Consider the following 13798-nt stretch of genomic DNA (forward strand, 5'->3'; position numbering starts at 1 on the left):
GTCCGTTCGCCGGCCTTGAAGATGACGAAGCTGCGGCCGAAACGGCGGCAAGCCTAACCAAAAGCGGCGGTCGGTCCAAATCGAAAATTCCGCCGCATGGATGAATCGAATCGATCAGTGCCCGATCCAGGGCCGCGCCAGCGGCGGCAAATCCTGGCCGAGTCCAAGCGCCCGGTCCATGAAGCGACGCTTGAGCGGAGCGAACCGGTCCGCAATCCGCAACCCCAGCCCACGCAGACTGACCATCGGCTCGCCATCCTGACCGAACAGCCGCTTGAAGGCATCCATGGCCGCGAGCATCGCCAGATTGTCGCCGCGCCGAGCACGCTCATAATGGCGCAGGGTCCAGAGACCGGCCGGCGAGCGCCCGGCGGACTCGGCCAGATCGAGCGCGGAGGCCAGCTCGGCCGCGTCCAAGAATCCAAGGTTGACACCCTGCCCCGCCAGCGGATGAATGGCATGCGCGGCATCGCCGACGAGCGCGAGTCCGGGCCGGACGTACTGCTTGGCATGTTGGAGCCTGAGCGGCACCGCCGCCCTAGGTCCATCAAGGGTCAGGCGCCCCAGGCGCGACTCGGAGGCGGCGGTCAGCGCCTCCGAGAAGGCGTCCTCGTCCATCGCCAAGAGCTCGGCGGCACGCGCATCGTCGGCCGACCAGACGATGGAACAGCGTCCGTCGGCAAGCGGAAGCAGGGCCAGCGGGCCGGTCGGCAGAAAGCGCTGCCAGGCGGTCTCCTGATGCGTGCGTTCCGGCCTCACGTTGGCGACGATCGCCTTCTGGCCGTACTCCCAGCCCTCGGTCGCGATCCCGGCGAGTTCGCGCACCAGCGAGTCGCGCCCATCGGCGCCGACCAGCAGCGGGGTCTCGACCGAGCGGGCATCGGTGAGCAGCAGACGCCATCCAGCTTGCGTCCGCTCCATGTCCGAAATGGCGGCCGGACAGAGCAGGACTACATCCTCGGCGGCCTCCAGCTCCTCCCAGAGCGCCAGCTGGATCACTCGATTTTCGACGATGTGTCCGAGATCGGCCTCGCCGACGTCCCGGCTGTCGAAATGGATCTCGCCACCGCCGAGCGCGTCCCAGACATGCATCTGGCGATAGGGGCTGGCGCCCAGTTCGCGAATGCGATCCCAGGCATCGAGTCGCTGCAGCATCCGTTGGCTCGCACGGCTCAAGGCGGAGACACGCAGATCGATCTCGCCCTCAGGCCACTGGCGGGCCGGCTCGCGCGGCTCGACGACGGCGATCGAGCGCCCCTGCCCCGACGCGGCGAGTGCGAACGCCGCGCCGACCATGCCGCCACCGACGACCACCAGGTCGAATGTCGCATCGGCTTCTGTCATGAACGACCTCCATCGAGCGAGAGTCCGCAGGCCAGGCGCGGTTGACGGCCGCCCAGCCCCATGAAGCGCCTGGCCAACAGGTGACGGGCCGGAGGGATGAGATCCACAGCCAGCATGCCGGCGGCACGGGCCATGATCAGCGGCGTCCAGTCGGGCACGAAGAGTCGCGCGAGTGCATCCGTCATTCCGGCGGTCGCCATCTGGTCGCGACCGCGCCAGCGCCGATATCCGGCGAGCGTCTCGGTCGCGCCCGGATCGTCCCCGGCGGCCGCGCAATCCGCCAGCACCTCGGCCAAACCGGCGACATCCCTCAGACCCAGATTGAACCCCTGACCGGCCACCGGATGCAGGGTATGGGCCGAGTTCCCGATCATGACCAGACGATCCTGAACCGAATCCCGTGTCAGCACGAATTTCAAGGGATAGGCGCGGCGCGACGCCACCTGCCCCAACCGACCGAGCCGAAAACCGAAACGCACCTGCAACCGGTCCAGGAAGTCCTGGTCGGACAGCATCAGCAGATCTGCGGTCTCGGAATCGCGACAGGTCCAGACCACCGAATAGCGCCCCGCCGTCATCGGCAGCATGGCCAGGGGACCCGTATCCGTGAACCGCTCGAAGGCGACACCGCGCAGAGGACGGTCCGGGGTGACGGTGGTGATGATGGCATCCTGTCCGTAGGCATGCTCCCTCACCTGCAGATCCAGTCCGGCCCGAATCCCGGACTGACCGCCATCGGCCGCGACCAGCAGCCGAGTCCGCAAGGAGACCGACTCGCCGTCGGCGAGCAGGTTCAGCTCGACGCCATCGGCGCCGACACGATGGGTCAGCAGCTGGGCCGGACAGAAGATCTCCAGGTTGCCCGCATATTTGAGCGCGGTTTGGATCGCCGCCCCCATGGCGCGGGCCGGGATCACGTAGCCAAGCGCCTCGACGCCCTCCTCGGCATGATCGAGTCGCGTGAAGGCGCAATGCCCGCGATCGGAAACCCGCACCTTGAGGATCGGCTCCGCCTCGGGAGCCATCTCCGGCCAGACCCCGATCGCCTCGAAGATGCGCTGGCTTCCCAGGGAGAGTGCGATGACACGCTCGTCATAGCTCGGACGCGCGCGCGATTGCTGAGAGACCGCCTCGATCAAGGCGACCCTGAGCCCGGTATTGGCCAGGGCGCAGGCCAGACTGCCGCCGACCAGACCGCCTCCGACAATGGTGACGTCGTATTGGTACATGTCGTTCACACCTGACTTGATTCGATCCAAGAATGGGTTGGGGTCGGCCATCACTCGGGCCAAGCCCGCGAGGACAGCAGGGCAGCGACTCCTGGAACGAGACAGCGAAACGCGCCTGTAGATCCCGGCCCGGCTAGCGGGCCATCAATGCCTCGATCTCGTCCGGATCCTTGGGCACGTCGGCGGTCAGGATCTCGGTGCCGTCCTCGGTGATGAGGATGTCGTCTTCGATGCGGATACCGATACCGCGATAGGGCTTCGGCACGGCCTTAGTGTCCGGCAGATAGAGGCCCGGCTCGACGGTCAGGACCATACCGGGCTCCAGCGCACGCCAATCGCCACCCGACTTGTAGTGACCGACATCATGCACGTCCATCCCCAGCCAGTGACCGGTCCGATGCATGTAATAGGGCTTGTAGGCCTCCTCCTCGATCAGTTTCCCGACCTTCCCCGACAGGATGCCCAACCGAACCAGGCCTTTGGTGAGCACCTTGACCGCCGCCTCGTGCGGCGCGTTCCAAGACACTCCGGGACGCGACGTGTCGATGGCGGCACGTTGCGCCTCCAGCACCAGTTCGTAGAGCGCTCGCTGCGGCCGGGTGAAACGGCCATTGACCGGAAAGGTCCGGGTGATGTCCGAGGCGTATCCATCCAGCTCGCAACCGGCATCGATCAGCACCAGGTCGCCATCGCGCAGGGTCGCATCGTTCTCGACATAGTGCAGAATGCAGCCGTTGATGCCGCCACCAACGATGGATGGATAGGCGAGATGGCGCGCGCCCTGCTCGGCGCAGGCATGCTGGAACTCGGTTTCCAGGTCGCGCTCCTCAAGCCCAGGGGCCGCGAGGCGCATCAGCCGGCAGTGAGCCTGGGCCGAGATATGGGCCGCGCGACGCATGACCTGCTGCTCGGCGCGGCTCTTGCGCAATCGCTGCTCGTGCAGGAGCGACTCGATCGCGACGAAGGTATCCGGGGCGGTAACACCGAGCCTGACCTTGGAACGCACCTTGTTCACCCAGCCCATAACCTGTTGGTCCAGACCGGCATCCATGCCAATGGGGTAATAGAGCCGCTCGCAACCCTCGATCAACTCGGGCATGCGCTCATCGAGTTCGCTCAAGGGATACGCCTGATCCGCACCGCAAACGGCAACGGCCCCCTCCACGCCGAGCCGCCGACCGTTCCATTGCTCGCGCTCTGGATCGCTCGGGCGGCAGAAGAGGACGAATTCGCCATCCTTGCGCTTGGGAATCAGAACGGCAAAGGCGTCCGGCTCGGGGAATCCGGTGAGATAGGCAAAATCGCTGTCCTGGCGAAAGGGATAATGGACGTCGCGATTGCGCACCACCTCCCGCGCCGCAGGCAGGATGACGACCGCACCTCGCCCGAGCGCCTTGGCCAGGGCACGCCGGCGGCGCTTGTGCTCGGCCGCTGTCATGTCGGCTCCCCGGCGGACGGCAGCGGCGGGGCACTGCGCTCCTCCTGGATGAGCATGGCGGCGACCCGGACGAACTCGGTGATTTCCACGAGCGCCTCCTCGTTTTCCTCGGTCTCTTCTAGATCGGAGAGGTCCATGCGCGTCAGGTCGGCGAAATCGCGGATGACCTCGCGACTCTGATCCGAGAGGTCGTTCTCTTTCAGCTCGAGCACGCCGACAGCATAGAGAAAGCCGCGCACCCAGTCGTAGATTCCGGTCGCGCGCTCCAGCAGCGGCCCCTCCTCGGACGGCAGCAACAGCGTCAAACCATCGCCGCGCGCCTGAACCTCTTCGGCAACCGAGTGAGCGAACACCTGGAGCCCGCCACGCGCCTCGGACAAGGCGTCATTTTCGGCCTCCTGCTCGGAGAGTAGATGGTCGAGCCAGAGCGCAACGGGATCTTCCGCTCCAGCGCACACGAAGCCAACCAGGATGCCGTGCGCCTCGCTCGGAGACGGGACGAGATGGGTGGCCCGCAGCAGTTGCTCGACCTCGTCGTATTGGTTATCCGTGGAATCCCCCCGGCGCAATGAAAACGCCTGATTGCTGTATCGACGCTCGATCATAGCATGCGCTCCGACGCGATTGACCGCTCACGGCGCCCCTTCTATAGTGCGCAGAATTTCAACGGAGTCGTGGACTTTGGCCAGCTTTGACCTCGACCAACTGGAGCAGCAGGTGACCGCCCTGATCCACCTGAACCGACGGCTCCGAGACGAAAATACTTCGTTACGGGCGCGCCAGGACAGCCTGGTCGCCGAACGTAGCGAGTTGATCGAAAAAACCGAGCAGGCACGGAGCCGCGTTGAGGCAATGCTGTCCCGGTTGCGCGCGATGGAGGAAAATCTGTGATAGAAGAGCCCTTGCAAGTCAGCATCAAGATTCTCGAAAAGGAGTATCGCATCGCCTGCGAATACCATGAGCAGGACGACTTGAGGGCGTCGGCCCGTCTACTCGACAACCGTATGCGCGAGATCCGCCAGTCCGGCCGCGTCATTGGCACCGACCGGATCGCGGTCATCGCCGCCCTGAACATTGCGCACGATCTCATTCAGATCCAACGCTCGCGGCCGAATTATGGCGAAGACACCAATCGGCGCCTCAGACAGCTTCAGGATCAGGTCAATGCCGCACTGGTTACCGAGCATGACGAGCAGCACCCAGAGCCGCAGCGAGACGCCGAACAGCACACCGCCCAGACGAGCACCGAGCCCCCTCTGGACGCATCGGACGAAAGAGTATAGCCTTGCTTTCAAGACACCCCCTGTAGTGTTCGACAGCGGCCTGGGTATTTTCTTGAGCCTAATCACTACCCCGGGGATATGACGGAATAGCTGTTGCGCAAGTCCGCCTTCGAGCGGAAAGCCTGAAGCGGCTACGACTGTCCCCACTTGAACCGTCTGGTTCAAGAACGAAGGCCCGCAACGGCACAAATGGGGGGTGTCCCTTCCTCTCCAATGCAGTCACTCCCATCGACAAGACGCGCGCTGAGGCACGCAAGGCGCGCACTGAGCCCACGAGAACAGCGGCGCCACGCCATTGCTGTCGCCAGACGACTCCGGCGAACCCCCCTCTTTCTGCACGCACACCGCATCGCCTTCTATTGGCCGGCGGACGGCGAGCTCGACCCCATCCCCTTGATGGAGCATGCGCTGACGCTTGGCAAAACCTGCCTCCTCCCGATTCTGGATCGGGCATCCAACAGCACATCACGCCGTCGACTCCAATTCGTCCGCTTTCGGAGCGGCGACCGGATGCGCCCTAACCGATTCGGCATACCGGAACCGAGCGCCCGAGGCCGACACCTGACACCAAGCCAGGCCATCGATCTGATCATCATGCCGCTCGTCGGATTCGATGAACGCTGCAACCGAGTCGGAATGGGCGGCGGCTATTACGACCGCACCCTCGCCTTCCTAAGACGACCCAAGCGCTGGCGGCACCCGAGGCTAATCGGAGTCGCACATGAGTGCCAGCGTCTGGAGCGAATCGAGCCGCGAGCGTGGGATATTCCGCTCGATGCCGTTGCCACCGAATCCAGTCTCTATACACCGAGACGACGGAAAGAGATCGATTCCAAGGGCGCTCTGATATGATCGGCACCCCAAAAATAACCAGACCGGAGGACCAAAGATGAACCAGGACGACCTCAAGCGACAGGCCGCAAAGGCAGCGCTCGACTATGTCGAGGGCGGCGTGATCGGCGTAGGAACGGGTTCAACCGTCAACCACTTCATCGACGCGCTCGCGACCGTCAAAAATCGCATTGAGGGTGCCGTTTCGAGTTCGGAGGCATCGACCCAACGTCTGCGCCAGCACGGCATCGAGGTGCTCGACCTCAATGCGGCCGGCGAACTTTCGCTCTACGTCGATGGCGCCGACGAATCCAACGCACGCCTCGAATTGATCAAGGGAGGTGGCGGCGCGCTGACGCGCGAGAAGATCGTCGCCGCAGCGAGCGCACGATTCGTCTGCATCGCGGACGAATCCAAACTGGTCGATCGGCTCGGGACCTTTCCCTTGCCAGTCGAGGTCATCCCCATGGCGCGGAGTTATGTCGCTCGAGAGATCGTACAGATCGGCGGAACCCCCGCCTGGCGAGAGGGATTCGTCACCGACAACGGCAACCTCATCCTCGACGTGCACAACCTCCAGATCGACGCGCCCGCCGAGCTGGAAACCCGGATCAACGATATCGCTGGGGTGGTGACCGTCGGCATCTTCGCGTTGCGACCGGCGGACGTCCTGATCCTTGGCTCGACGCAGGGAAACAAGACGCTGACCCGCGACTGAGGAGCACGCCACACGATCGCGCTCGCCCCGTCGAGACGAACGATCCGAAGCAACGAAAACGGGGCCCGAAGGCCCCGTTTTTCTTCTCAAGCGATGAGCGGATCGCTTAGAAGTTGTGGATCATACCGACGGAGAAACCGTCCCAGCCAGCATCAGGCGCATCGTCGTCGACCTGGGTGTAAACCGCATAGGCCTTGGTACGCTTGCTCAGGCTGTGATCGAATGCGATCGCCCAAGTGTAATAATCGCCTTCGATGGAGTCCTTGAACTCATCGATGGTGTTGGCGTCGTTGAAGCGACCGTCACGATTGCCGCTGCCGTACATGGCCTTGACCATGTTGTTGCCGAAGGAGTAGCCGGCCTGGATCTGCCACATCTTCAGCTTCTCGGGCTCGGTCGAGGGCGAGAGCTGGCCACCCGGAAGGTCGGAGTCTTCTTCGTAGATACCGGTCAGGGTGAAACCGTTCCAGTCCATCAAGCCAAGACCAACACGCCACTTGGTGTAATCGTCATCGACGTAGTTGGGGCTCAGCTTGCCCAACTCGCTGGCGGCGGAGTTCATGAACAACTCGTTGCTGAACGACTCGTAGGCCAAGGACGCGTAGAAGGGGCCGTTGCTATAGATACCGGCAACGGAATAGGCCTCGGCCAGGCTGTCGGAGTTGATGTTCTCGCCATAACCAGCGGTGGAGGAACCACCAGCGACGACAGCAGCAGCCAGCTGGAAGCCGCTCAGGCTGGGGCTGATGTAAGCGATGCCGTTGTCGGCGCGCACGTCGTCGAAGCCGACGGTGCCGTTGTAGTCAGCCATGGTGTCGGAGAACAGATCCAACTTGCCGGTGGAGATCTTCATCGGGGTGTCGTGACGACCCACCAGGAAGGTACCCCAGCCGCCGGCCAAGCCCACGTAGCTGTTACGCATGGTGATGGAGTCGTTGCTGCCGGAAGCGAGGTTGCCGGAAGAACTCTCCTCGGTCATCTTGACGCCGAGCTCGACCTGGTAGATGGCCTTCAGACCATTGCCCAGATCCTCGGAACCCTTGACACCGATGCGGTTGGCACGACCCACGCCCGGAACAGAGCCACCACCGTTGAGGCCCCAGCCTTTGAAGCCAGACTCGACATCGGCATAGTCAATGGACATGTGCAGCTTGCCGTAGAGGATCGCATCGGCCATCGCGGCGGTCGGAGCAACCATCGCGGCGGCGACCGCCAGGGTAAGAAGTTTCTTGTTCATGCTGTTCTCCGCTATGTTGTGAATTTGTCAGATTGACTGCAGAAACCGAGCGCAATCATGCTTTGCGCTGTGAACTATAGAGGACGACATGGCGTTTTGCAACAGATTGGGCGGAAAAAAGACACACCAGGCAATTGTGTATCTTTTTTGCACTCATCAAGCCCTCGAATCGCTGTACGCACGCCTTAACGGCTTGAAAAATGACCCATCGATCGATTGACGTCAACCTGCCAAATACCCTAATCACGTCTCAAGAAAGCCCCTGATGCAGATCAGGTCAGTCGAACCCGCCCCATACCCTCGGCATGTGACGCAAAACAACGAGACAGGAACTCGGCTCCCACCGAACGCATGACGAGCCGCGACACAGGAGCATATCAGTAGCCCAATTCGCCTCCCGAGTCGCCACACAAACCGGCGTGGATCTCCCGCGATACAGATCGCAAACGTGGGCCCTATTGCGAACAGAGCACCGAGACGCGCTCGGATTCTGTCGCCCAAGGGGGCGATCACATGCGATCTGATTCCCCCCTGCATCCAAGGATCTAAAATCATTGGGCGGACGGTATCGTCGAGCATCCAACGCAGACAGGCTCGGTTGCGGAATGCGCGATGATTTCGAAGGCTCGCACGGACAATACGGCTTGGCCTTGTCGACAAGTCCAGCGTACAAGGGAACTTGTTGCTCGCTGAACACCCACGACCAGGCTCATCATCCAGGAAACCGCATATGGCCAGAAAGACCCGATCTGGCGGGGATTCCCCTACGCCAACGCAACCCGACGTATCGAAGCCGTCCTCTACCAACGGAAGCGACAACGACGCGTCGAAGGCACCCACAGCGTCTTCTAGCCCATTGGCACCGGACGCCATTCACATCGCATCGACCGAGCAACGCTTCCCGGTTGTCGGCATCGGCGCCTCGGCCGGCGGTCTTGCGGCATTCGAGTCCTTCTTCTCCGCCATTCCAGTGGATACGGAGACCGGCATGGCCTTCGTGCTGGTGCAACACCTCGCGCCCGATCACAAGAGCATCCTGACCGATCTGGTGAAGCGCTACACCTGCATGCAGGTCAGCGAGGCCGAGGATGGGATGGCGATCGAACCGGACCACGCCTACATCATTCCGCCCAATATGGACATGGCCCTCTTCAAGGGGGTATTACATCTGCTCGAACCGAGCGCGCCACACGGATTGCGCCTACCGATCGACTTCTTCTTCCGCTCGCTGGCCCAGGATCAGCATGAACGGGCGATCTGCGTCGTACTCTCCGGCACCGGCAGCGACGGCACCCTGGGAGCACGCGCCATCAAGGGAGAGGGCGGTCTGGTCATGGTCCAGGCGCCGAACACCGCAACCTATGACGGCATGCCGCGCAGCGTCATCGCTACCGGGCTGAACGACTTCGTGCTCGCGCCGGCGGAGATGCCCGCGCAGCTCATGGCCTATGTGAACCACGCCTTCGGCAAGAGGACACCGACGGTCGCCGCGAGCGGCAGCACCGAAGATGCACTGACCAAGATCTGCATCCTGCTGCGCGACACGACCGGGCACGACTTCTCCCAGTACAAGCAGAGCACGCTGGTACGGCGGATCGACCGACGGATCGCGCTGCATCAGCTCGATCGTCAAGGCGACTACCTGCGCTATCTACAGCAGGACCCCGAGGAGATCGAGGCCCTGTTTCGCGATCTTCTGATTGGAGTCACCAATTTCTTCCGCGACCCCGAGGCCTTTGCCGCCCTTCAGCGAGACGTCATCCCACGGCTGTTCTCCGATAAGCCTGCGGGAACGCCCGTGCGGGTTTGGGTCTGTGGCTGCTCCACCGGCGAAGAGGCCTATTCCATCGCCATCCTCTTGCAGGAACATCTGGAGACCCTGAAGAAAACCTATCGGGTCCAGGTATTCGCCACGGACGTGGACGCGCGCGCGATTGAGCAGGCCCGTAGCGGCCTCTATCCGGCCAGTATCGCCGCCGATGTCTCCCCAGAGCGTCTCGCCCGCTATTTTTCACAAAACGCGGACGGCGAGGGCTATCGGATTCAGAAGGTGGTCCGCGATCTCCTGGTGTTCTCCGAGCAGGATCTGATCAAGGATCCACCCTTCTCCCGGCTGGACCTCATCAGTTGCCGCAACCTCCTGATCTATCTCAACAGCGATCTGCAAAAGCGGCTCATCCCACTCTTTCACTACGCACTGAACGCGCAAGGGGTGCTGTTCCTCGGCAATTCGGAAAGCATCGGCGAATCCTTGACCCTCTTCAATCCACTGGACCGCAAGTGGAAGATCTACCTCCGACGCGAGCAGGTCGTCGGCCTCCCGTCGACCAGCCTGGGTCAATTCCTGCCGGCCGCCTCGACCGCGCGCACCACCCCGCCGACGGCGCCCGCGCAGGAATGGCGCAAGAGCAAACCCGATCTGCGCGGTCTGACCGAACAGGCGTTGCTCGACCACTATGATCCGGTGGCGCTTTTGATCGGTGGACGGGGTGAGATCCTCTATATCGTCGGCCGCACGGACGCCTATTTCAAACTCCCGACGGGCGATGCCGACATGAACGTCCTGACCATGGCACGCGAGGGCCTAGCACGGCCCCTGACGACCGCCCTGCATCGGGCCGTCGCGGCCAAGGAGGTCATCGAGATACCCAACGTGCGCGTCGAGATCGATGACACTGTCACGCGCGTCAACCTGACCGTGCGCCCCCTCCCGCCCCAATCGCCCGACGACACGCCGCCCGATCTCTATCTCCTGGTCTTCGAACCGACGCCAGCCGCCGATCCCACATCACACCCTGATGCCGTGGCGCCCGATGAGGGGGCCGCGAGCGCCTCATCCAATGCGCGCATCACCAAGCTTGAACGCGAGTTGCAAGCCAAAGAGGAATACCTCCAAAGCACCCTGGAGGAGATGGAGACCGCCAACGAAGAGCTGAAATCGACCAACGAGGAGATGCAATCGGTCAACGAGGAACTCCAATCCACCAACGAGGAACTGGAAACCTCCAAGGAAGAGCTTCAATCGGTCAACGAGGAATTGGCCACCGTCAACGTCGAGCTGCAAACCAAGGTCGCCGATCTCTCGCGCGCCAACAACGACATGAACAACCTGCTCGCCGGCACTGGCGTGGCAACCCTGTTCGTCGATCACCAGTTACGTATCACCCGCTACACACCGACCGCCACCCAGTTGATCAAGCTGATCCAATCCGACATCGGGCGCTCGGTCGGCGACATCGTCTCCAACCTCGTGAACTACACTCATTTTATCGAGGATGTCGAAACCGTCCTAAAGACATTGGTCCCGCACGAGCAGGAGGTTCAAACCCAGGAAGGGGCCTGGTACCTCATGCGAATCGGCCCGTATCGCACACTGGACAATGTCATCGAGGGCGCCGTCATCACCTTCGCCGACATCTCCGGCAGCAGACGGAGCGAAGACGCCCTGCGCGTCGCGCACCACTTCGCCGAGACCCTCTTGGACGCCGTGCCCACCCCCCTGATCGTATTGAACGAGGATCTGTGCCTGATGTCCGCCAACCAGGCCTTTTACAGCTATTTCCAGATCGCTCGGACCGACATCCAGGGCCAAAGCCTGTTCGCGCTCATCGATCGCCACTGGAACACCCCAGCGTTGCGCCAGCTCCTGTCTGAGGTCCAGTCGACGGGCATCGGCGTCGAGGGTCATGTGGTGGAGCATGAGATCCCGGGGCTCGGGCGTCGCTCGATCGAGCTGAATGTCAGCCGTCTCGATCCTGGCGAGAAACAGCCGGGGACCGTCCTGATCGCATTCGCGGATGTCACCGAGCGTACCGCTCGCCCAATCACTGACCCGTCCGAGCCACCAGGAAGTGACCATGAGCAGCCACGAGAATGAGCAACTGCGCCAGCGCGCCGAAGCCGCATTGCGGGAAGGCGACGAGCCACCGGAGCAGGCGATCACGGCCGAGAACGCCAAACGGCTGATCCATGAGTTGCGCGTGCATCAGATCGAGCTGGAAATGCAGAACGAAAACCTGCGTCGAGCCCAGGAGGCATTGGAGCAATCGCGCCGCCGTTACTTCGACCTCTACGACCTCGCCCCCGTCGGCTATGTGACGCTCACGGAACATGGACTGATCCAGGAGTCCAACCTCGCCGCCGCCAAGCTTTTCGGTGTCCTGCGCAGCGCGCTGATCGGCTGGCCACTGAGCCGATTCATCCTCCCCGAGGACCAGGACACCTATTACCACGACCACCTCGACCACGATCGCCCCTTATCCACAGGCACACACGATTCGGATACACTCCGTTCTTGCGAGCTGCGTCTAAGGCGCGGGGATGCGGCCACCATCTGGGTCAAATTGGATATCCATCTCGGCGCCCAATCCACAGACAAGCGATCCGTCCATTACGTCACCCTAACCGATATCGATGCGCGCAAAACCGCCGAGGCCGAACTCAAGCGACATCGCCAACACCTGGAGACACTGGTGGCATCGCGCACCCAGGAGCTGGTCGATGCCCGCGACGCCGCCGAGGTCGCGGCTCGGGCCAAGAGTACCTTTCTGGCCAACATGAGCCATGAAATCCGCACACCGATGAACGCCATCCTCGGCCTGAACCACCTCTTACTGAAAACAGTCGACTCACCGCTGGAGCGCGACCGACTGCTGAAGGTTGGCGAGGCGGCATCGCATCTGCTGCAGATCCTCGACGACATCCTCGATATCTCCAAGGTCGACGCCGGCCGCCTCACCCTGACGTCCCAAGCGTTCACGCCGGCACAGCTCATGGAACAGACCATCAGCCTGCTCGGCGAGCGCGCCAGGTCCAAGGGGCTGACCCTGATCCGGGTGATCGACCCCGACGTCCCACCCCAGCTGCTCGGAGATCCACTGAGACTCGGTCAGGTTCTGATCAACTTCCTCAGCAACGCCATCAAATTCTCCACGCACGGAGAGATCCGCGTGTCCATTGGGCTGGATCGGGACGAGGGCGAGACGGTCTGTCTGCGCCTGTCGGTCGCCGATCAGGGCGTCGGCCTGACGGCCGAACAGCAAGCCCACCTGTTCCAGGATTTCGTTCAGGCGGACGCCTCGACGACACGTCAATACGGCGGGACGGGGCTCGGCCTGGCCATTGCCAGACGCCTCGCCCACCTGATGGAGGGAGAGGTCGGCGTCGACAGCCAGCCAGACTGCGGCAGCACCTTCTGGATGACCGCGCGCCTGCACCGACCGCAGCATCCGAGTGCCGCGTCAACCAGTGCACTGGACGCCGACACGCACACAGACCATCTGGAACGACGCATCGCCCAGCGATACACCGGAGCGCGCATTCTTCTGGCCGAGGATGACCCGATCAATCAGGAGGTCGCGCTCTTCCTCCTCACAGACACCGGACTATCGGTCGATGTCGCCGACAATGGCCAGCGTGCCCTGGACTTGGCGCGCGAACGCGATTACGCCCTGGTACTGATGGACATGCAGATGCCGGTGATGGACGGCCTGGATGCGACCCGGGCGATTCGGGCGCTCCCTGGGCGCGAATCGCTGCCCATCCTGGCGATGACCGCCAACGCCTTCGACGAAGACCGCCAGGCATGCCTGACGGCGGGGATGAACGACCATATCGGCAAACCGGTGCAGCCCGCGCGGCTCTATGCGGCCCTGTTGCACTGGCTGTCGCCACCCGTCGCGAACGCGGAGGAAATGCCCCTAGATTGAGGTGAGGAAC

At 62.8% G+C, this 13798-nt stretch carries 11 protein-coding genes and 1 other RNA gene; 7 read left to right on the forward strand and 5 right to left on the reverse strand.

The features are described 5' to 3' along the window. Window positions 1-114: 114 nt before the first annotated feature. The 4 genes from THIDRDRAFT_RS11835 to THIDRDRAFT_RS11850 form a co-directional block, all read right to left on the reverse strand. Window positions 115-1344, reverse strand: coding sequence for a UbiH/UbiF/VisC/COQ6 family ubiquinone biosynthesis hydroxylase (locus tag THIDRDRAFT_RS11835; protein WP_007041086.1), 1230 nt, complete (start codon window positions 1342-1344; stop codon window positions 115-117). Further along, the gene (gene ubiH, locus THIDRDRAFT_RS11840) at window positions 1341-2573 is read right to left on the reverse strand and encodes a 2-octaprenyl-6-methoxyphenyl hydroxylase (RefSeq protein WP_007041087.1); all 1233 of its coding nucleotides are present in this window, start codon (window positions 2571-2573) and stop codon (window positions 1341-1343) included. The genes THIDRDRAFT_RS11835 and ubiH overlap by 4 nt, the downstream gene beginning before the upstream one ends. Window positions 2574-2706: 133 nt before the next feature. Further along, a complete protein-coding gene (pepP, locus tag THIDRDRAFT_RS11845) occupies window positions 2707-4011 on the reverse strand; it encodes a Xaa-Pro aminopeptidase (protein ID WP_007041088.1) in 1305 nt (434 codons plus the stop codon). Further along, the gene (locus THIDRDRAFT_RS11850; RefSeq protein ID WP_007041089.1) at window positions 4008-4616 is read right to left on the reverse strand and encodes a UPF0149 family protein; all 609 of its coding nucleotides are present in this window, start codon (window positions 4614-4616) and stop codon (window positions 4008-4010) included. The genes pepP and THIDRDRAFT_RS11850 overlap by 4 nt, the downstream gene beginning before the upstream one ends. 76 nt (window positions 4617-4692) lie before the next feature. On the opposite strand from THIDRDRAFT_RS11850, the gene THIDRDRAFT_RS11855 reads away from it, so the two are divergent. The 5 genes from THIDRDRAFT_RS11855 to rpiA all read left to right on the forward strand — a co-directional run bounded on the left by THIDRDRAFT_RS11855 (window position 4693) and on the right by rpiA (window position 6843). Beyond that, the gene (locus tag THIDRDRAFT_RS11855; RefSeq protein WP_007041090.1) at window positions 4693-4902 is read left to right on the forward strand and encodes a TIGR02449 family protein; all 210 of its coding nucleotides are present in this window, start codon (window positions 4693-4695) and stop codon (window positions 4900-4902) included. Beyond that, entirely contained in the window at window positions 4899-5294 is a 396-nt protein-coding gene (locus tag THIDRDRAFT_RS11860) for a cell division protein ZapA (protein ID WP_007041091.1), read from the forward strand. Before THIDRDRAFT_RS11855 ends, THIDRDRAFT_RS11860 begins: the two co-directional genes overlap by 4 nt. A 14-nt stretch (window positions 5295-5308) precedes the next feature. Further along, window positions 5309-5494: non-coding RNA, 6S RNA (gene ssrS, locus THIDRDRAFT_RS24575), on the forward strand. 13 nt (window positions 5495-5507) lie between these two features. Next, a complete protein-coding gene (locus THIDRDRAFT_RS11865) occupies window positions 5508-6146 on the forward strand; it encodes a 5-formyltetrahydrofolate cyclo-ligase (protein WP_050984703.1) in 639 nt (212 codons plus the stop codon). A gap of 37 nt (window positions 6147-6183) precedes the next feature. Continuing rightward, window positions 6184-6843 (forward strand): ribose-5-phosphate isomerase RpiA, encoded by a 660-nt coding sequence (rpiA, locus tag THIDRDRAFT_RS11870; protein ID WP_007041093.1) that lies wholly within the window; start codon window positions 6184-6186, stop codon window positions 6841-6843. A 106-nt stretch (window positions 6844-6949) separates the two neighbouring features. On the opposite strand, the gene THIDRDRAFT_RS11875 is transcribed toward rpiA, so the two are convergent. After that, window positions 6950-8080, reverse strand: a complete 1131-nt coding sequence (locus tag THIDRDRAFT_RS11875) for a porin (RefSeq protein WP_007041094.1) — start codon at window positions 8078-8080, stop codon at window positions 6950-6952. A gap of 730 nt (window positions 8081-8810) precedes the next feature. On the opposite strand from THIDRDRAFT_RS11875, the gene THIDRDRAFT_RS11880 reads away from it, so the two are divergent. Both THIDRDRAFT_RS11880 and THIDRDRAFT_RS11885 read left to right on the forward strand, forming a co-directional pair. After that, complete coding sequence (locus tag THIDRDRAFT_RS11880) at window positions 8811-11957, forward strand: chemotaxis protein CheB (RefSeq protein WP_007041095.1); 3147 nt, start codon at window positions 8811-8813, stop codon at window positions 11955-11957. Next, window positions 11938-13788 (forward strand): response regulator, encoded by a 1851-nt coding sequence (locus THIDRDRAFT_RS11885; protein ID WP_007041096.1) that lies wholly within the window; start codon window positions 11938-11940, stop codon window positions 13786-13788. Before THIDRDRAFT_RS11880 ends, THIDRDRAFT_RS11885 begins: the two co-directional genes overlap by 20 nt. Window positions 13789-13798 lie beyond the last annotated feature (10 nt).

The organism is Thiorhodococcus drewsii AZ1 (genome assembly GCF_000224065.1).
GTDB classification, from domain to species: domain Bacteria; phylum Pseudomonadota; class Gammaproteobacteria; order Chromatiales; family Chromatiaceae; genus Imhoffiella; species Imhoffiella drewsii.

Excerpts from the sequence above, each read along its gene's own strand:
- THIDRDRAFT_RS11835 (WP_007041086.1), bottom strand. The coding sequence starts at position 1,344 with ATGACAGAAGCCGATGCGACATTCGACCTGGTGGTCGTCGGTGGCGGC.
- ubiH (WP_007041087.1), bottom strand. The coding sequence starts at position 2,573 with ATGTACCAATACGACGTCACCATTGTCGGAGGCGGTCTGGTCGGCGGC.
- pepP (WP_007041088.1), bottom strand. The coding sequence starts at position 4,011 with ATGACAGCGGCCGAGCACAAGCGCCGCCGGCGTGCCCTGGCCAAGGCG.
- THIDRDRAFT_RS11850 (WP_007041089.1), bottom strand. The coding sequence starts at position 4,616 with ATGATCGAGCGTCGATACAGCAATCAGGCGTTTTCATTGCGCCGGGGG.
- THIDRDRAFT_RS11865 (WP_050984703.1), top strand. The coding sequence starts at position 5,508 with ATGCAGTCACTCCCATCGACAAGACGCGCGCTGAGGCACGCAAGGCGC.
- rpiA (WP_007041093.1), top strand. The coding sequence starts at position 6,184 with ATGAACCAGGACGACCTCAAGCGACAGGCCGCAAAGGCAGCGCTCGAC.
- THIDRDRAFT_RS11875 (WP_007041094.1), bottom strand. The coding sequence starts at position 8,080 with ATGAACAAGAAACTTCTTACCCTGGCGGTCGCCGCCGCGATGGTTGCT.
- THIDRDRAFT_RS11880 (WP_007041095.1), top strand. The coding sequence starts at position 8,811 with ATGGCCAGAAAGACCCGATCTGGCGGGGATTCCCCTACGCCAACGCAA.
- THIDRDRAFT_RS11885 (WP_007041096.1), top strand. The coding sequence starts at position 11,938 with ATGAGCAGCCACGAGAATGAGCAACTGCGCCAGCGCGCCGAAGCCGCA.